The sequence below is a fragment of the Clostridium sp. 'White wine YQ' genome (assembly GCF_028728205.1).
Classification (GTDB): Bacteria; Bacillota; Clostridia; order Clostridiales; family Clostridiaceae; genus Clostridium_T.
Genome location: NZ_JAQYUU010000003.1, coordinates 341,599 through 359,563, shown reverse-complemented (window position 1 = coordinate 359,563; position 17,965 = coordinate 341,599). Strand labels below are relative to the sequence as shown.

Annotated in this window: 16 protein-coding genes; 9 read left to right on the top strand and 7 right to left on the bottom strand. The window is 30.7% G+C overall.

The window, feature by feature from the left end:
- The first annotated feature begins 47 nt into the window (after positions 1 to 47).
- The gene (locus tag PTZ02_RS13895) at positions 48 to 656 is read left to right on the top strand and encodes a cupin domain-containing protein (protein WP_274228400.1); all 609 of its coding nucleotides are present in this window, start codon (positions 48 to 50) and stop codon (positions 654 to 656) included.
- A gap of 75 nt (positions 657 to 731) precedes the next feature.
- Here the strand turns inward: PTZ02_RS13895 and PTZ02_RS13890 are convergent, their stop codons facing one another.
- From PTZ02_RS13890 to PTZ02_RS13870, 5 genes are all read right to left on the bottom strand, one after another.
- Positions 732 to 1,964 carry an HlyD family secretion protein gene (locus tag PTZ02_RS13890; protein ID WP_274228399.1) on the bottom strand — a complete coding sequence of 411 codons (1,233 nt, stop codon included), beginning with the start codon at positions 1,962 to 1,964 and terminating at the stop codon, positions 732 to 734.
- 26 nt (positions 1,965 to 1,990) lie between these two features.
- Positions 1,991 to 3,547, bottom strand: coding sequence for a DHA2 family efflux MFS transporter permease subunit (locus PTZ02_RS13885; RefSeq protein ID WP_274228398.1), 1,557 nt, complete (start codon positions 3,545 to 3,547; stop codon positions 1,991 to 1,993).
- 93 nt (positions 3,548 to 3,640) lie between these two features.
- The gene (locus PTZ02_RS13880; protein ID WP_274228397.1) at positions 3,641 to 4,261 is read right to left on the bottom strand and encodes a TetR/AcrR family transcriptional regulator; all 621 of its coding nucleotides are present in this window, start codon (positions 4,259 to 4,261) and stop codon (positions 3,641 to 3,643) included.
- A gap of 149 nt (positions 4,262 to 4,410) precedes the next feature.
- Positions 4,411 to 4,830 carry a pyridoxamine 5'-phosphate oxidase family protein gene (locus PTZ02_RS13875; protein ID WP_274228396.1) on the bottom strand — a complete coding sequence of 140 codons (420 nt, stop codon included), beginning with the start codon at positions 4,828 to 4,830 and terminating at the stop codon, positions 4,411 to 4,413.
- Positions 4,831 to 4,845: 15 nt separating this feature from the next.
- A complete protein-coding gene (locus PTZ02_RS13870; RefSeq protein WP_274228395.1) occupies positions 4,846 to 5,304 on the bottom strand; it encodes a MarR family winged helix-turn-helix transcriptional regulator in 459 nt (152 codons plus the stop codon).
- A gap of 199 nt (positions 5,305 to 5,503) precedes the next feature.
- Between PTZ02_RS13870 and PTZ02_RS13865 the strand changes: the two genes are divergently transcribed.
- Both PTZ02_RS13865 and PTZ02_RS13860 read left to right on the top strand, forming a co-directional pair.
- Positions 5,504 to 6,898 carry a L,D-transpeptidase family protein gene (locus PTZ02_RS13865; RefSeq protein ID WP_274228394.1) on the top strand — a complete coding sequence of 465 codons (1,395 nt, stop codon included), beginning with the start codon at positions 5,504 to 5,506 and terminating at the stop codon, positions 6,896 to 6,898.
- 16 nt (positions 6,899 to 6,914) lie between these two features.
- The gene (locus PTZ02_RS13860; RefSeq protein ID WP_274228393.1) at positions 6,915 to 7,682 is read left to right on the top strand and encodes a class I SAM-dependent methyltransferase; all 768 of its coding nucleotides are present in this window, start codon (positions 6,915 to 6,917) and stop codon (positions 7,680 to 7,682) included.
- A gap of 58 nt (positions 7,683 to 7,740) precedes the next feature.
- On the opposite strand, the gene PTZ02_RS13855 is transcribed toward PTZ02_RS13860, so the two are convergent.
- A complete protein-coding gene (locus PTZ02_RS13855; protein WP_274228392.1) occupies positions 7,741 to 8,625 on the bottom strand; it encodes a LysR family transcriptional regulator in 885 nt (294 codons plus the stop codon).
- Between the two features lie 172 nt (positions 8,626 to 8,797).
- Here PTZ02_RS13855 and PTZ02_RS13850 point away from each other — a divergent pair, with 172 nt between their 5' ends.
- From PTZ02_RS13850 to PTZ02_RS13835, 4 genes are all read left to right on the top strand, one after another.
- Positions 8,798 to 9,379, top strand: coding sequence for a LysE family transporter (locus PTZ02_RS13850; RefSeq protein WP_274228391.1), 582 nt, complete (start codon positions 8,798 to 8,800; stop codon positions 9,377 to 9,379).
- Positions 9,380 to 9,426: 47 nt separating this feature from the next.
- Complete coding sequence (locus tag PTZ02_RS13845; protein ID WP_274228390.1) at positions 9,427 to 12,369, top strand: DEAD/DEAH box helicase; 2,943 nt, start codon at positions 9,427 to 9,429, stop codon at positions 12,367 to 12,369.
- 150 nt (positions 12,370 to 12,519) lie between these two features.
- On the top strand, positions 12,520 to 13,662 hold the full coding sequence (locus tag PTZ02_RS13840) for an SPFH domain-containing protein (protein WP_274228389.1): 1,143 nt from the start codon (positions 12,520 to 12,522) through the stop codon (positions 13,660 to 13,662).
- Positions 13,663 to 13,673: 11 nt separating this feature from the next.
- The gene (locus tag PTZ02_RS13835; RefSeq protein ID WP_274228388.1) at positions 13,674 to 14,759 is read left to right on the top strand and encodes a hypothetical protein; all 1,086 of its coding nucleotides are present in this window, start codon (positions 13,674 to 13,676) and stop codon (positions 14,757 to 14,759) included.
- A gap of 83 nt (positions 14,760 to 14,842) precedes the next feature.
- On the opposite strand, the gene PTZ02_RS13830 is transcribed toward PTZ02_RS13835, so the two are convergent.
- Complete coding sequence (locus PTZ02_RS13830; protein WP_274228387.1) at positions 14,843 to 15,778, bottom strand: helix-turn-helix transcriptional regulator; 936 nt, start codon at positions 15,776 to 15,778, stop codon at positions 14,843 to 14,845.
- 118 nt (positions 15,779 to 15,896) lie between these two features.
- Between PTZ02_RS13830 and PTZ02_RS13825 the strand changes: the two genes are divergently transcribed.
- Positions 15,897 to 16,319 (top strand): pyridoxamine 5'-phosphate oxidase family protein, encoded by a 423-nt coding sequence (locus PTZ02_RS13825; protein WP_274228386.1) that lies wholly within the window; start codon positions 15,897 to 15,899, stop codon positions 16,317 to 16,319.
- Positions 16,320 to 16,477: 158 nt separating this feature from the next.
- A complete protein-coding gene (locus tag PTZ02_RS13820) occupies positions 16,478 to 17,926 on the top strand; it encodes an MDR family MFS transporter (protein ID WP_274228385.1) in 1,449 nt (482 codons plus the stop codon).
- The last annotated feature ends 39 nt before the right edge of the window (positions 17,927 to 17,965 follow it).

Here is a 17,965-nt window from a genome sequence, read left to right as displayed (position 1 = left end):
TTTAGAACATACTATAATTCAGTAAGACTTTAAAAGGGAGAAATAAGATGTATAGTACTTATAGGGGATATCCAAACCCTTATTTCATAGTTCCACCAATGTATGACCCATACTATAGTAACTATCCAAGTCCTTATTTTTTTAATCCACCAGTATACGATATGAATTATCCAAAAGATCTCTATGCTGATGCAGCAGATTTTGATTCAAGATTCTTCTTCCCAGAACCAGTAATGGAAAGTAATCCAATTCAACTTAAGGATTATGGGCCACAACCATTTGTTGTTAATATTAATGATGTTACAAAGCAAAACAATACTTTTCGTACAGCATTATGGACAGGAGAACATCTACAAGTTACCTTAATGAGTATCGATGTTGGGGATGATATAGGTTTAGAAATTCATCCAGATGTTGATCAGTTTATCCGTCTTGAAGATGGTGAAGGGCTTGTTAAAATAGGAAAAGATAAAGATAGATTGGATTTTCAAGCAAAAGTCTATGATGAATTTGCAATTATGATTCCTGCAGGTACATGGCACAATGTTATCAATACTGGAAATAGGCCGTTAAAGGTATATTCTATCTATGCACCACCTCAACATCCACATGATACAGTTCATCAGACCAAAGCAGATGCGCAAGCAGCTGAATAAAGAAGTATAAAATAAATTTAAATAAATAATGCCTGATTAAGTGGTTAACTCCATTTAATCAGGCATTGTTTTTTACTATTTAATCTTTACTTTAACTTCTACAGACATTCCAGGAATTAATGTTTTGTCAGTTGAATCTAAAGTTATTTTAACTGGCACTCTTTGACTTACCTTAGTAAAGTTACCAGATGCATTTTCTGAACTAAATAAGCTGAAAACTGAAGAGGTTGCTAAAGCCTTTTCCTTAACTGTACCTGTAAAAGTAACACCAGGGAAAGAATCTATAGTCATATTAACCTTTTCGCTTGGGCTTATGTGCTCTAAGTCACCTTCTAAGATATTAGCAGTTACTTGAAGTTTACCTAAATCTACTACAGAAACAGCAGCTTGTCCTGCAGCAATCATATCACCTTCGTGTATGTTTAATTGAACAACAGTTCCATCAGCAGGAGCTTTTATTTCTGAATTACTGAAATTTAATTTAGCTAGGTCATAAGAAGCTTGCGCAGCACTAACTTGAGCTTCAACTATAGCAACATCTTTATCAGATGCACCAGCATTAGTTAGGTTTAGCTTACTTTTTGCTCCATCTAAACCAGCTTTTGCGGTACCAATTTGAGAATCAACTGTTTTAATTTGTCCCTTTAATTGGTTTATTTGATTTTCATATTGTAGTTTGCCTTGGAATAATTGTTCAACAGCTTGAGCCTTAACAGTATACTCTGCTTCTGTAAGTAAGCCTTTTGCTCTTGCAGTATCTAATTGATTAATAGCATAATTAGCATCATATTCTCCAGTAGAAGGATTCTTGAAACTACCCATTTGAGCTATTAAACTATTATATTGTGACTGAACGTCATCTAACGTACTTTGAAGGTTTGATTTTGTTGTATCAGCGCCACCTAGGGAAGCACTAGCTTGATCTACAAGGGCTTGAGCACCAGCAACTTCTTCAGCTCGAGCTCCACCTTCAACTTTTGCTAGTTGTGCTTTAGCTACATCTAAAGCTGCTTGAGATTGGTTTAATTGATATTGAAGTTGTTCTGTTTCTAAAGTGAATAATACTTGCCCTTTTTTTACTGTGTCACCTTCATGAATATTAATTTTTACAACTTTGCCTGGTATTTTTGAGCTGGCATTTAATATATCTCCAGTTATTTTTGCATCATCTGTGCTTACGTAACTCTTTTGATCTATATAATATTTAACTCCAAAACCACCTAAAGCAATTACTAATACCGCAACTATTGCAATTATTAATTTCCCCTTACCTTTTTTTGAAGTAGTTGTTTTTAATGACTTCTCCATATATATCCTCCTTAATATTGTAATTATTATTCCATATTTACTGGTTCAATTTCAGTTCTATTTTGATTTGATGTTTTTTTCTTTATAAAAAATGATATTATTACGCCTGCAATACATATTCCGGTTGCAACTATAAAGGTATCATTCATTGCTACTACTGTTGCAGATTTTGCAACCTGCCCGTATACTTGTAAAAATAATAAACTTTTCCCTTCGGAGGGATTCATTCCCTTTACTGTAGCAGCTCCTTGTAGCAATGCTTGAGCTTTTGCAAGTGTTGGAGAATTGGTGTTTATTGATTGCCCAAATATTACTGTATGGAAAGCTTGTCTGCTTTGTAGAATTGTGGTTAATATAGCTATACCAAGAGAGCCAGCAACTTGTCTAATAGTTGTATTTAATGCAGTAGCTCTTGCAGTTAGTTCCTGGGGAACTGAGTTCATACCTTCAGTCTGCATCGGCATCATAGCAAGTCCATTACCAAAACCTCTTACAGCCATTATTAATGTAACAGTACTATAGGGAGTATCTAAGGTTAATTTACTTAACATATAAGTACAACCAGATACGATGATAAGTCCAATTATAGTAAGCCATTTAGCGCCATAACGGTCAAAAAGTTTTCCGCTTATTGGCATCATTATTCCAGTAACTATTGCTTGGGGAAGCATCATCATTCCACTTTGCATCGCAGAATATCCTCTTAAGTTTTGCATATAAATAGGCATTAAGAATATTGCACCAAACATAGCGATAGTAGTTACAGTACTTATTATTAAACTTAGAGTGAATGGAAAATTTTTAGTTACTCTAAGATCTAATAATGGTTCAGAATGATTTAATTCTATAATGATAAAGGCTATTAAGGACACGAAAGATATGGTAAATAGTACAATTGTATAAGGAGATGTCCAACCTTTATCAGAAACCTTTGCTAGAGCTAGTAGCAACGTATATAAACAGGTCGCTGATGTAATAGCTCCACCAAAATCGAATCTTTTATTATAGTTTTTGGGAGAATTCCTTAAAAGAAGAACAGCTAGAGTAACACCAATAACCCCTACAGGAATATTAATAGTAAATATCAATCTCCAATTCATATATTGAACTATATATCCACTTAGTGTAGGTCCAATTGCTGGAGCAGCCATGGCAGCGATTCCCCAGACACCTAAGGCTAGTCCGCGCTTTTCAAGAGGTACTGTTTGAAGTAGCATGGTCATACCCACAGGCATAATCATACCTCCCCCAATTGCTTGCACAACTCTAGAAGCTACCATAGTATTTGTACTAGTAGCCAATCCACAAAGTGCAGAACCTATTGTAAAGACAATTAATGCAAAGATATAAATGTTTTTTCCACCAAATCTATCAGTTAAATAACCCGTAAGAGGGATTACGATACTCATAGTTAACATATAACCTGTGAGTACCCATTCAATTTGATTTTCGGCCGCACCAAAAATGGTCATCATCTTTGGAATAGCTACATTTACAATACTTGAATCAAGAATTGCCATAAAGGTTCCTACAACAATAACTGAAAGACATAACCACATGTAGCGTTCATCATGTTTATCCATATTACACTTCCTTTCTGAAAAATTTAAAACGTCTTAACTAACTATTTAGTTAACAAAAAATTAAAAAATAATAGCAAATATAAAATATATCTGCTAAATTTCCTTATTAACTTTTTTGTGAATAAAGTTTTTTCTTATTTCTTTATAGCTTTCTAAGAATTTCTTCTTGGCTTCTTTTTTATCAAAGTCATAAAAATCCATCCATCGATCGCCTAAAATAATAAATCCTGCTGCTGGTAAAAGCATATAGAAAAAAGAATTAATCATAACGCTCGTGGTATCTTCAACCTCTACTCCTTTGTCTTTTAAGTTTGATAACTTAAGATCTATAGAAGGAAGAAGAGAGCTAAATATTGTTACATCTTGGGACGTAGATTTAAGAGATTCTATCATAATAATTCTTAAGATATCTTTCTTTTCATACATAAAATCATACATTCCAGCGAATAACTTATCTATATCTTTATCATTATCTAAGTCAACATCTTTAAGTAAGCTGTTTTTTAAATTTTTTACATCCTCTTTATATTGCTTAATCAATTCTTCAAAAAGTTTTTCTTTGCTATTAAAATAGTAATAAAGCATTGCCTTATTTATATTTGCCCTAGCTGCAATTTCGTCTACTCTAGCGCCGTCAAAACCTTTTTCAGAAAAAACCTCGATAGCTGCATCTATTAGCTTCTGTTTTGTATCCTGAGCTTTGTTTTTATCCAAACTAACACGGCCTCTCATAAATAATACTAACTGTCCAGTTAGTATATCATACATAAAAAATAAATTCAATTTTGCGTATATGAACAAAATGTTTCTAAAACAAATAAAAATAAAAAAGCTTACTAAGTATATAGTAAGCTTTTAATAAGTTATAATTCGAATGTTGTATTGATTAAAGATTTATAGTAGTTTCCCCATTTAGCAGTAAAACATAAAATGCAGTAATCGGGATCTGTTACTCCAAGAGGATAATATACTTCACAGCCCTCAGACCAGAATCTCTCCTTTATCTTGGGATCTTCAAGTACTTCAATGGTTCCAACTAGCATTAAGCCTGTCCATTTTTCAAGATCTGTAAAGTAAACACACGCCTTTGGATCTTTTCTAAACTGTGCAACTCTTTTATTTGAAGTGTTTGTGCTAAACCAGATTTTGGTGAGCCCTTCAGTTTCTATTTTTATCATGGCCTTAATATTTGGAAAACCATCAGCACCATTTGACCCTACCATAGCTATATTGCTGCTATTCATTAATTCAATTGACTTTTTTATAATCTCTTCATTACTCAATTTGAGTTCCCCCTTTTATTTATTTTTGTTTTTGTTCTCTTCAAAGTTTAAAAGATTAAAATAAATTTTATTAAGATAAGCTTCAAAGTTAACTATATCTTGCTCTGTGAAGCCTTTATAAAATAGGTCTAACATGTCGTTAGAAACTTGCTCATAATCATCTTTAAGCCTTTCATTTTTATGGGTAAGCTTAACTATAGTCTTGCGACGATCATCTTCAGAAGGGATACGATTAAGATATCCTGAATTTTCAAGTCTTTCGAGCATTCTTGTAAGTGTTGACTTTTCTAGTGCAGTTTTTTTAGCTAATTCTTGAATTGATATCTCATCATTTTGCCATAACACAAATATAATTCTTCCTTGTGCTGAGTTTATTTCATAAAGATCATGCTTCTTAAGTTTCCCTGTAAAAATGCGACCTGATAGTTGATGTATTTTAGAAATTAAAAATCCACCTTGTCTTTTTGTATTCATAATATGCTCCTTGAAATTTAGTTGTATATACAATTAATTTATCCTTATTATAGTTTAGTATACAATTAATGTAAATGGTTTGCATAAAATATATGGTAGATTTTAGTTATTACCGCATGAGTAGTCTTAAAATCAAAAATACAACATATTATTTAGGAGAATATTATGTTTGCATATTTTATGAAAGGTATAAATCTATATGAGGAACATTAAAATCAAAGAGTATTTAAAAAGCAAAACTACAGGAAATATTATTATTGCATTAGCTTTAATTGTGCTAATTTATTTGAGCGTTTCGTTATATTTTGGTAAGCATTTCTTTTTTAATACAGTGATTAATGGAGTAGATGTTTCATTAAAGTCACATGAAGATGTAGGTGGTATATTTAAAAGTCATGTTGAGGGTTATAAGTTACAACTGAATGAAAGAAATGGAGTAACAGAAGAAATAATAGGACAAGATATAGATATGAAATATAATGAACAGAACAATATTTCTGAAGTATATGAAAAGCAAAAATCAATTAAATGGATAACAGCAATATTAAAAAAACAAAAGTATTATGTAGATGATTTATATTCTTACAATAAAACTAATTTAGGGAAAAAGATAAATGAATTAAGTTGCTTAAAGAAAGACATTATTGAGCCTAAAAATGTGAGTTTTAAATATTCAAATGGGTCATATGAAGTGATTGAAGAGGTATATGGTAATAAAGTACTTAAGGAAAACTTAAATAAAGCTATAGAAAATAGCATACTACAAGGAGACGCTGAATTGGATTTAAGCACCAGTAAATGCTATGAAAATCCAAAGTACACTTTAAAATCTGACAAGACTACTGAAACTAAAAATTTACTCGATAAATATGTAACAACAAAAATTACTTATAAATTTGGGAGTAAAGATGAAGTATTAGATGGAGATACAATAAGTAAGTGGTTAAATGTTGATGAGGATTTAGAAGTAGTAATAAGCGAAAAGGCAGTTAAAGAATATTTACAAGAGTTAAGCAGTAAATATGATACAGTAGGTATAACAAGAAAGTTTAAATCATCTATAGGTAAAATAGTAGAAGTTAAAGGTGGCTTTTATGGATGGAAGCTTAATAGTATAGCAGAAGCAAAGGCGTTACTGGAAAATATAAAGATTGGAGAAGTAGCGGAAAAAGAGCCTATATATACTCAAAAAGCTTTATATAGGGATGAGGATGATATAGGAAAAACTTATGTAGAAATTGATATAACAAGACAACATTTATGGTTTTATAAAAATGGAAAGCTAATAACTCAAGGGGATGTAGTAACAGGAAACCCTAATAGAGGAAATTCCACGAAGCTTGGGACATATATGCTTAATTATAAACAAAAAGGATCTACTTTAAGAGGTGAAAATTATGAAGCGGATGTAACATATTGGATGCCTTTTAATGGGAATATAGGAATACATGATGCAAGTTGGCGATATTCTTTTGGAGGAGAGATATATAAGAATGATGGAACTCATGGTTGTGTAAATGCTCCATTATATTTAGCGAAAACAATTTTTGAGAATATTGAAGAAGGAACGCCTGTTATTTGCTATGAAGAATAGAGAGAGAAGGTATAATATGGATTTGCGTTTTGCATTTAATGAGGATGCAGAGAATTATGATAAGATGAGACCAACATACTGTAGAGAATTATTTAATGATATTATTGAGTATTCGGAGCTTACAAAAGATAAAAAGGTGATAGAAATTGGAATAGGAACTGGACAAGCAACCCCACCTTTTCTTCTGACTGGATGTACAGTGACGGCAGTTGAATTAGGAGAAAATCTTGCAGAGTACTCTAAGGAAAAGTTTAAGGAATATAAGAATCTTGAAGTATGTAATGTTTCTTTTGAGGATTTTAAATGTGAAGATAATAGCATTGATTTAATTTATTCCGCAACAGCATTTCATTGGATCCCTGAGGATATAGGTTATCCTAAGGTCCATAGATTATTAAAGAATAATGGAGTTATAGCTCTTTTTTGGAATAAACCATTTGCAGCCAAAGAGGATTATTTCCTTCATGAAAAAATTCAAGGTATATATCAAAAATACAGACCAGCAAACATGAAAACAGTAGAACCAGCTAGTGAGCGATATAAAAGGATATCAGAAACTATAAAGTCCTATGGATTTAAAGATGTAGAAATGAAGTTATATAATGGGATGCGTAGATTTTCTGCAAGCGAGTATATTTCTTTACTAAATACCTATTCAGATCATAGGGCTATGCCAGAACATACAAAGCAATTATTTGAAAGCGAGATTGAACGAGCTATTAATGAGAATGGAAATGTTTTTCACATTCAGGATACTATAGAGCTATATTTGGCAAGGAAATAATTAATGATATAAAAGAGAAAAATGGTCAGGGGATTTAAAGTTCTCCTGACCATTTTATTTATATTTTAAAATCTTCCCTAACTAGTTGCATGAACAATGACATAGCTGGGCTAATCCATTTATTCTTATGATAAGAGTAAATAGCAGTGATTTTAGTATCAGAGCATCCTATGGTAAGTTCTTTTAATTTATTATTCTCAAGTTCTTCTTCAACTACGAATCGAGGCAAATAAGATATTCCTAAATTACTAGCAACAGATTTTTTTATTGTCTCGATACTCCATAATTCTATAGTATTATCTAGAGATATATTATTCTCACGAAAATACCTCTCAAGTATCCTTCTATAAATACAATTGGCTTCATTTATAACAAGGCTTGTACTTATTTTTTGGTTTGGTATGCAAAAATCAATTTGATTATCTTCAAATAAAGGGGAACAAACTAAAGCCAGAGTATAATCGGTAAGGGCAACAGAAGTTAAGCTATCTTGTTGAGTTCCAACATCATACAACAAACCAATATCAATCTCACCTTTTAATAACATATCGTTTATAACAAAACAATTTTCAGAAATAATAGATAGCTTTACATTAGGAGCTTTCTGTTTAAATAATTTAAGTACATTTTGCAATTTATATGACATTAATGATTCAGCAATTGCTATTTTTAAATCCCCTTTAATATCATTATGCTTTCCAATACTCTCAATTTTCTTTATAGTATCAAGTAATTCATTTGTATAAGGAATCAGATCTTTTCCCAGAGGTGTTAATACCATATTGCGGCCTATTTTTTCGAAAAGTTTAATTGAAAGTTCTTGTTCAAGCTGCTGAATTTGTGAAGTGACAGTAGACTGTGTGTATCCTATTTTTTCTGCCGCCTTTGAGAAACTACCTTCTTCTATAATGCTCTTAAATGTTTTAAAATGCCTAATATCCAATTAACGCACCCCCATAATATATCCATAATATATTTGTAAAAATGAATTGTCAATTCGAAAATATCAATTTTACAAATATATAAGCCTTTGATAGTATGAATTTACGGAAAGTTTGGCAATAGAGTAAGCCATTATAGATACTTTTCAATCACATATACTTAGGGGGATTATTATGAATTATATAGCATTTTTATCATTTACACTTCTAACGGCATTTACACCAGGACCGAATAATATTTTGGCTATGTCAAATACCAGCAAGCATGGTTTGAAAAAAAGTCAGGGGTTGATTCGAGGAATATTTGCAGGATTCTTTTCAGTTATGATATTATGTAGCTTCTTTAGCATAGTGCTTGTTAATATTATTCCTAAAATTAGACCTGTAATGACTTATATAGGAGTTGTATATATTTTATGGCTTGCATATCACGTTATAAAAAGTAAACATCAAGAAAAGGTAGATGGTAAAGAAAAAGTGGATAACTTTATCACAGGTTTTATTCTTCAATTTGTGAATGTAAAAATTATATTATATGGAATAACAGCAATTTCTACTTTTATTACGCCGTACTATAATTCCATGTTTTCAATAGGAGCATTTACTATACTAATTACTATTTTCGGATGTACAGGGGTTTTTACATGGGCTATTTTTGGAGCTGTATTTCAGAAGTTTTTTGAAAAATATAATGCAATTGTTAATACAATAATGGCATTACTTTTAGTATATAGTGCAATTACCTTAGTTATATAAAACTTCCTATGCTATAATACAATTTATGAGTGGAAGGGAGTGATTACTTGAAGTTAGTTGAATTGAAATCAATATTATTTAAGTCTGCTTCTAATGTTATGAAAAGAGAAGGAGAAAACGCCCTAGATAAGGGATTAATTACTTATTTTAAAAGTAAAAAGATAGATAATATATATCATATTTACGGTAGAGTTAGAGATAAAAATAAACCTAGAGAATATGATGTTCATATTAAAATCAATCTGCAGAAAAAAAGATTAGATGGAGTAGAATGCTCTTGTGATGAATTCAAAGAATTTGCTTCAAGTGGATACACCTTTATGTGTAGTCATATAACTGCCACAAGTTATAAATTTTTAAATTTGCTTTTAGTGAATAAAAAAGAAGGAAGTCAAAATGCAAAAAGTATAGCAGTAGAAGAAACTAAAAAATCAGACAATATAAGCACTGCAAGGCTTATTAGGATAGTAGATAAAGATTCTATATACTATCAGGGGCAAAAATCATTAAGCAGCGAGAAAATTAAACTTAAACCTAATGAATTAAGAGGGTTCCTAGAAGGAATAGAAAATAAAAAAATTAAATTTAAGTATGATTATATAGAATTTTTAGTTCCAATTTTTTATAGAGATTTACCTATAACCTTTAACTTAAAAGAGGATAATAATCGTATTGTACTAACAACTCACAAGCAACTTCCAATTTCACTGAATACAAACAATGATGTCTATTATTTTAAGAATGAGATTTACTTACCATCTAAAAATCAAATTGAAAATTACCCTAATATACATGAAAAACTAAGTTTACATGGAAAGATAACTTATAAAAAAGATATAGATAGCTATAATAAGCTGATTTCCATACTAAGTAGAATTACAAAGGAAATTAATATTTCAGAAGTCTTAAGAAATTATGCAACGAATATAGCTAGTCCGGAATTTAATGTTTATCTAGAAGATAATAAAATATACTGTGATGTATTTTTAATTTATGGTAACAAAAAAATAAATATATTAAATGAAAGTAAGAATGAGGATTCTTTTATAAGAGATTATAACAAAGAACAGAAACTCTTAATGAAAATCGAGAAAAATAGTTTTATAAAGCATAATAATAGATTTATGTTTATTGGAGGAGATGAAGAACTATTTAGTATATTAAGAAGAAAAGAAAATAGCATTCATTCATTAGGAAAAGTAGTATTAGGAAATGGACTTAAGGACATGAAAATATATAATTCAACTTCTATTAAGTCAGATTTATATGAAACTGATGGATATTATGATTTTTCTTATAGTATAGGGGATATAGGAAAAGATGAATTATATAATGTTTTTGAAGCCTATAGAGGAAAACTTAAGTTTTATAAAACAAAAAGCAATGAGTTTTTAGATTTTGAAGATGAGGGAATAAAACACTTTTTTAATCTTTTCGAAATATTAGATATAAGTGAGAATATTGGAGATGGAAATGTAAAGATAGAGAAAAGCAAAGCATTATATTTATATGGAAATATAAAAAGCAATGGATTAGGAGACATCAAAGAATCGATAGAGTTAAATGAAATAGGAAATAAGTTAATTAATTTTAATAAGTTAGATATAAAGGTGCCAGATAGTTTTATTGGAACGCTTAGAGAATATCAAGTTAAGGGTTTTAAATGGCTTAAAATGTTGAGTGAAATAGGGTTTGGGGGAATACTTGCAGATGAAATGGGACTTGGTAAAACAGTTCAAACTATAGCGTTCATGTTATCTGAAAGAGGAAAAAGGACTTTAATTATATGCCCAACATCATTACTTTATAATTGGAAAGATGAGCTTGATAAGTTTGCTCCAAGTTTAAAGGTGCTAATATTACATGGAGCAGAAAGACTTGAAAGAATAGAAGGAATAAATGAATATGATGTAATATTAACAACCTATGGAGTTTTAAAAAGAGACATAGGTTATTATAAAGATATCACTTTTGATTATTGCGTCATAGATGAAGGACAAAATATAAAGAATTCTTTAACTCAAAATACTGTGGCTATAAAAAAAATAAATGCTAAAACAAAGTTTGCATTAACAGGAACACCTATTGAAAATAATTTAACCGAGCTTTGGTCTATATTTGATTTTACATCGCCAGGCTACCTGTACACTAAAGAAAAATTTGAAAAAAAGTTTGTTCAAGGTGGAGATGAAAATCTAGAGTGGCTTAAGTTGCTAATCAAGCCATTTATATTAAGAAGGACTAAAAAAGAGGTGGTTAGTGAGCTACCAGATAAGATAGAAAAGAAGTTTTTAGTTGAAATGACAGCTCCTCAAAAATCTATATACGGCAATTACATAAAAACAATAAAATCAAAAATAAAAAATGGTAGTGATGATAGGTTTCATATACTTTCATACTTAACTAAACTAAGACAAATATGCTTAGATCCATCTCTTGTATCAGAGGATTACTGTGGGGGGAGTGGAAAGTTTGATATTGCAATGAATATACTTAAAGAGCACAGTGCTTCAGGTGGAAAAGTTCTTCTGTTTTCGCAGTTTACTTCTGCATTAGATAAAATTCAGGAGAAACTAAACAAAGAAAAAATAGAATATCTTCGTCTAGATGGAAAAACAAAGCCCAAGGATAGGATAAGAATGGTGCAAGACTTTAATATAAATGAAGATAAGAATGTGTTTTTAATTTCATTGAAAGCTGGAGGGACTGGTTTGAATTTAACTGCTGCAAACTTAGTTATACACCTAGACCCATGGTGGAATCCTGCAGTTCAAGATCAAGCTACGGATAGAGCTCACAGAATAGGTCAAACGCATACAGTAGAGGTAATTAAACTAGTAGCAAAAGGAACTATAGAAGAAAAAATAATGAATCTTCAGGAAGATAAAAAAGAACTTATTAATAGCATTATTACTGGTGAACTTCAAAATAGTAGTTTGATTGAAACTTTATCTATAGAAGATTTAATAAATTTGTTTGATAGAGATTAATTTTAATATTTGATATGAACCCTTGATTGAATATCAAGGGTTTTTTGGATTAACATATTACTAAAACCATATATTTAATCAGAAATTTTTGGTAAAATAAAATAAGATTACCAATAGGATTATATAAATACTACTAAAGGAGAATGTTTTATGGGATTACTTGATCTTTTTACGAATCAATTTATTGAAGTCATTGAGTGGACTGATGATAGTAGTGATATGATGGTTTATCGCTTTCCTGTTGCCAACAATGAAATAAAGATGGGGGCACAGCTTACGGTAAGAGAATCTCAAGTAGCTATTTTTGTAAATGAAGGTAAAGTAGCAGATGTATTTGCACCAGGAAGATACACACTTACGACTCAAAACTTGCCTGTACTTACTTTGTTAAAATCTTGGAGATACGGGTTTGATTCACCTTTTAAGGCAGAAGTTTATTTTGTTAATACAAAGCAATTTATTGATCAAAAGTGGGGGACAACGAATCCTGTAATTGTTAGAGATTCTGAATTCGGAGTGGTTAGAATAAGAGCGTTTGGGGCATTTACATTTAGAGTGAGTGACGCTTTGACCTTTCTTAAGGAAATATTCGGGACAAATGGAGTTTTTGAAACAGATAGTATAATAGGACAATTGAGGCGTTCTATTGTTTCAGGTTTTTCAGATATTTTAGGAGAAGCTAAAATATCAATCTTAGACATTTCATCTAGCTTTGACGAGTTAGGAAAAATAACGCTTGAAAAGTTGCAGACTTCATTCAATACTATGGGACTTCAGCTGAGTTCTTTTTATGTTGAAAACATATCAGTTCCAGAAGATGTGGAAAAGGCAATAGATAAGAAGTCAAGTATGGGAATTTACGGTGACTTAAATAAATATACTAAATTTCAGACAGCTGAGGCAATTAAAGATGCTGCTCAGAATCCAGGTCAAGGAGGTATAAATATGGGAATGGGATTAGGTGCTGGGGCGGCCTTTGGTGCAATTATGACCGAATCATTAAAAAGAGAACCCGAAGAAATAAATGCTACACAATTAAATGTTAGTGGAATGCAATGTCCTTCTTGTGGGCATAAGATTCCAACTGATTCAAAGTTCTGTACAGAATGTGGAAAGTCTATAATGCCTCCCAAAGCTAAATGTTTGAAATGTAACGCAGAAATAGAAGAAAGTATGAAGTTTTGTCCAATATGTGGTACTCCGCAGAATAGAGAAACAGTATGTGGTAAGTGCGGCAAAAAGGTACCCTTAGGAGTTAAATTTTGTTCTGAATGTGGAGAAAAGATTAATTAGGAGGAAACGATATGGAAAATAACTCACGTCAAAATATTAGTGAAGTTCATAATTATGTTTGTCAAGGATGCGGAGCAAACATGAAATTTGATCCAGAATCGCAAACATTAAAATGTGAATATTGTAATAATAGTCAAGAGGTATTACCTCAAGATAAGCACATTAGAGAATATGATTTTAAAACAGCAGAGGATCTGTCATCAAAAGATTGGGGGAGTGAAACCAAAGTAGTTCAATGTACAAGCTGTGGCAGTGAAGTTGTATTTAATAGTCTAGAAGTTGCAACTAAATGTTCTTTTTGTGGTTCAGCATATACGGTTAAAAATGAAGGAACTATAGGAATAGCTCCTGAGTCACTAATTCCTTTTAAGATTTCAGATAAAAAGGCAAATGAAATGTTTTCTGAGTGGATAAAGAAAAGACCATACGCGCCTGAAGCCTTAAGAACCAGCTATAAGAATGATAAGATGAATGGAATATATATTCCTTTTTGGACATATGACGTTGATACTATTTCAGATTACTCCATTGAAGTAGGCAATAATCATCATATTACTGAGAATTATGTGGTTGAGGGTAATACTAAAAAAAGAACAGTAAAAAAGATGATATGGAAAACTAACAATGGCAAATATTCTAAGTATTATGATGATATCCTAATAAACGCATCTAAACAAATAGATGAGAAGCTCATGAAGGAGCTAGAACCCTTCCATTTGGAAGAGCTTGTTGCATATGACCCTAAATTTCTTTCAGGTTTTGCAGCTGAGAAGTATAGCATTGGACTAAAAGAAGGATGGGAAAATGCAAAAAGAGGGGTTGATGAAGATATAATGTCGTACATAAAAGAGAATAATAAAGGCGAAAAGATAGGAAATATTAATATATCAACAAGCTATAATGATATAAAGTTTAAGCATATTCTAGTTCCAGTTTGGATTTCTTCATATACATATAAAAATAAGGTGTATAGGTATATTATAAATGGACAGACTGGAGAGGTACAAGGAGATGCGCCTACAAGCTTAATAAAGCTCCTTTTGGGAATGGCTTGCCTTATAGCAATCGGATATTTCATTTTAAGACATTATAAGTAAAATAGTTCATTTAATATAAAAACAGGTTATTTATTAGCCTGTTTTTATATTTATATGAGATATCTATATTAGTAGGTAGATTATCAATTTAATTCATAAACTCTTAGCATATTTTTAATTCTTCTAATTAATTCTAGACGAACATGTTCAGGCTCTAAACATTCACATTTATCTCCCATTCGAAGCAACATGTTATACCAATAATCATCTTCAATAAATTTCAAGTAAACAGTAAATTTATTATCTCCAGAAGGTTTAACATTTTCTTCACCAGCAAAGTCTTTCATTAAATTTACTAGTGATTTGTCTATGAGAAGTTTTATGGTTATGTACATTTTCTCTACATCTTTTGAAACCTCTAAAGGTCTATAATCAAATTCCCTCGGTATAAAAGTTTCCTCAAGAACTTCTAGGGAGGAAACACGAGATAACCTAAAAATACGGAAATCTTCTCTAGTAGTGCAGTAACATTGTAAGTACCAGTTTGAATTTTTTAAGATTAATCTATAAGGCTCAACTTTCCGCTTACTTTTTTCCCCTTCTTGGTCTGAATATTCAAAAGATACAAGCCTATTTTCATTAAGAGCAGTTTTAACTTCCTCAACATTAAGGGTTACTTTTTTATTTCCGAACCATGGGGAATGATCAATACTAATTTGATTTGATTTTAATTCAATATCACTAATTTGTTCTTCTGGAATTAATCCCTTTACTTTTGCAATTGTATTAAGGATATCTTCACTTTTAATAGAGGAGTGAATGTTTCCAAGTCCAATTAGCAATGCCTGAATATCTGAAATAGTAAAGAGCTTTTTTTCTATTTTATATTGTTCCATAATCCCTATACCACCATTAACTCCAGGATAAGTGACAATTGGGATACCAGCAATATTTATTGTTTCAATATCTCTATATATTGTTCTTGGAGTAACTTCAAACATTTCTGCTAGCTTTGTGGCACTAATTTTTTTGCGTTCAAGTAGAATCATAACAATGGATATTAATCTGTCTATTTTCAATTACATCACCCTAAAATAATTTTTTTTAATTATAGCACATAACCATGACATATAGTTGTCATGGTTTCATGTGTTAGTATAAATGGGTAGAAAATTTATATACAAAAGGAGAATGAAAATGGATTTTTTAAAGGAATTTAATAGACTGATGGAAGAAAGTAAAAATATTGCGCTAGCAACTTCAAAAGACAATTTACCTAATGTTAGAATTTTATCATATAGCTATGATGCTCAAAATCAAGGAGTCATTTATTTTCTAACTTTCAAAGGAACTCAAAAAACTATTGAATTAGAGAAAAATAAAAAGGTTTCATTTACTACAATTCCAGATGGGACAAGTGAGGTAATAAGGGTTGCAGATGCCACTGTAAATAAGTGTGAGGGAGACGTTGATAAAATAAAGTCCATAATTATAAAAAAATTCCCTGAGCAAGAAGGACTAATCTCAAGTTCAGGACATATTCTAGATTTTTATGAAATTAAATTTAATGAGGCCAATGTTATATTAGGACCAAATAAAACTGGTAAAGTAACATTATAATATTTTAATAATAAGGGTTTTAAGTTCAATTAATAAGAAACTCAGCTTTCTCATTTTAATTTATCTAAGTGAAAGCTGAGTTAATTGTTATGTATTAAATTATAGGGTATAATTTATACTTAAAGTTAAGGATTATAAATAAGGAAGGAATATAAGGAATGAATTCGAAAAAGAGAAGTATAGTAATAGCATTAATGGTAGCAATGTTTTTAGGTGCAGTAGAAGGAACAGTTGTCACCACAGCTATTCCAACTATAGTAAAAGACTTACAGGGATTTGAAATTATTAGTTTAGTTTTTTCAGTATATTTATTAACATCTGCAATTTCTACACCGATATACGGTAAGTTATCAGATCTATATGGAAGAAAAAATATGCTTACAATTGGAATAATAATATTTTTAGTTGGAAGTTCATTGTGTGGGTTATCACAGAGCATGTATATGCTAATAGCATTTCGTGCAATTCAAGGGTTAGGAGCAGGAGCGATATTTACTGTAACATATACAATAGTAGGAGATGTATTTACATTAGAAGAAAGGCCAAAGGTTCAAGGAAGCATAGGAACAGTATGGGGGATTGCGAGTCTATTAGGTCCTTTCCTAGGAGGGGTATTAATAGATACTTTATCTTGGCACTGGATATTCTTTATAAACCTGCCGTTTGGTATATTATCAATAATACTTCTTCAAAGGAACTTAAAAGAAAACTTTGAAAAGAAAAAGCATGATATAGATTTTGCTGGAATTATTACATTATCATTAGCTATGGTTATATTTTTAAATATCTTCTTATCAGGTGAAAAAATAAACGTTAATTATAACGTGTTTATCATTATATCTATGATATTGACAGTTGTTCTTTTAGTGATTTTTTATAGGGTTGAAAGAAAAGCAAAGGAACCAATTATTCCTTTTGATATATTTACAAAAACTACTACATTAGTGAATTTAATAAGTTTTCTAGCTTCAGCAGTACTTATAGGAGCAAATGTTTATATGCCTATTTATATTCAAAATATATTAGGATTTGATGCTAAAATATCAGGTTTGGCACTTGCACCAATGTCAGTATCTTGGCTTATAGCTTCAGTAGTACTAGGAAAATTAATAATAAAATATGGAGCAAAAGTAGTAATATTTATATCTAATGTAATATTATTAATTAGTACTATATTACTACCTACTCTAGGCATTAATTCATCATTATTATTGGTAATAATATATGCAACTATAATGGGTTTTGGTTTCGGTGGAGCATTTACTATACTTACCATCGTTATACAAGAATCAGTGGAATATAATAAAAGAGGTGCTGCGACAGCTGCAAATTCATTGCTTAGAACAATAGGACAAACAATAGGTGTAAGTGTATTTGGAAGCATATTTAACTTGTACATAGTTAAATATTTTACTAATCGTGGAATAAGCGGGGTGGACCCTAGTAACCTTTATAAGTTAGTTTCTACTAATGGTGCAGTAACTATGGAGCAAGTAAAGCTTTCTTTAAGTAGTTCATTACATGTTTTATTTATTATATTTATAGCAATAAGTGTGGTGTCATTAGCTTTAACAGCTATAATACCTAAAGAAGTTAAAGAAATATAAGAATATTATATTACTTTCTATTTAGTTACTATGTTACAG

Excerpts from the sequence above, each read along its gene's own strand:
- PTZ02_RS13895 (WP_274228400.1), top strand. The coding sequence starts at position 48 with ATGTATAGTACTTATAGGGGATATCCAAACCCTTATTTCATAGTTCCA.
- PTZ02_RS13890 (WP_274228399.1), bottom strand. The coding sequence starts at position 1,964 with ATGGAGAAGTCATTAAAAACAACTACTTCAAAAAAAGGTAAGGGGAAA.
- PTZ02_RS13885 (WP_274228398.1), bottom strand. The coding sequence starts at position 3,547 with ATGGATAAACATGATGAACGCTACATGTGGTTATGTCTTTCAGTTATT.
- PTZ02_RS13870 (WP_274228395.1), bottom strand. The coding sequence starts at position 5,304 with ATGAATACAAAAAGACAAGGTGGATTTTTAATTTCTAAAATACATCAA.
- PTZ02_RS13865 (WP_274228394.1), top strand. The coding sequence starts at position 5,504 with ATGAGGAACATTAAAATCAAAGAGTATTTAAAAAGCAAAACTACAGGA.
- PTZ02_RS13860 (WP_274228393.1), top strand. The coding sequence starts at position 6,915 with ATGGATTTGCGTTTTGCATTTAATGAGGATGCAGAGAATTATGATAAG.
- PTZ02_RS13850 (WP_274228391.1), top strand. The coding sequence starts at position 8,798 with ATGAATTATATAGCATTTTTATCATTTACACTTCTAACGGCATTTACA.
- PTZ02_RS13840 (WP_274228389.1), top strand. The coding sequence starts at position 12,520 with ATGGGATTACTTGATCTTTTTACGAATCAATTTATTGAAGTCATTGAG.
- PTZ02_RS13835 (WP_274228388.1), top strand. The coding sequence starts at position 13,674 with ATGGAAAATAACTCACGTCAAAATATTAGTGAAGTTCATAATTATGTT.
- PTZ02_RS13825 (WP_274228386.1), top strand. The coding sequence starts at position 15,897 with ATGGATTTTTTAAAGGAATTTAATAGACTGATGGAAGAAAGTAAAAAT.
- PTZ02_RS13820 (WP_274228385.1), top strand. The coding sequence starts at position 16,478 with ATGAATTCGAAAAAGAGAAGTATAGTAATAGCATTAATGGTAGCAATG.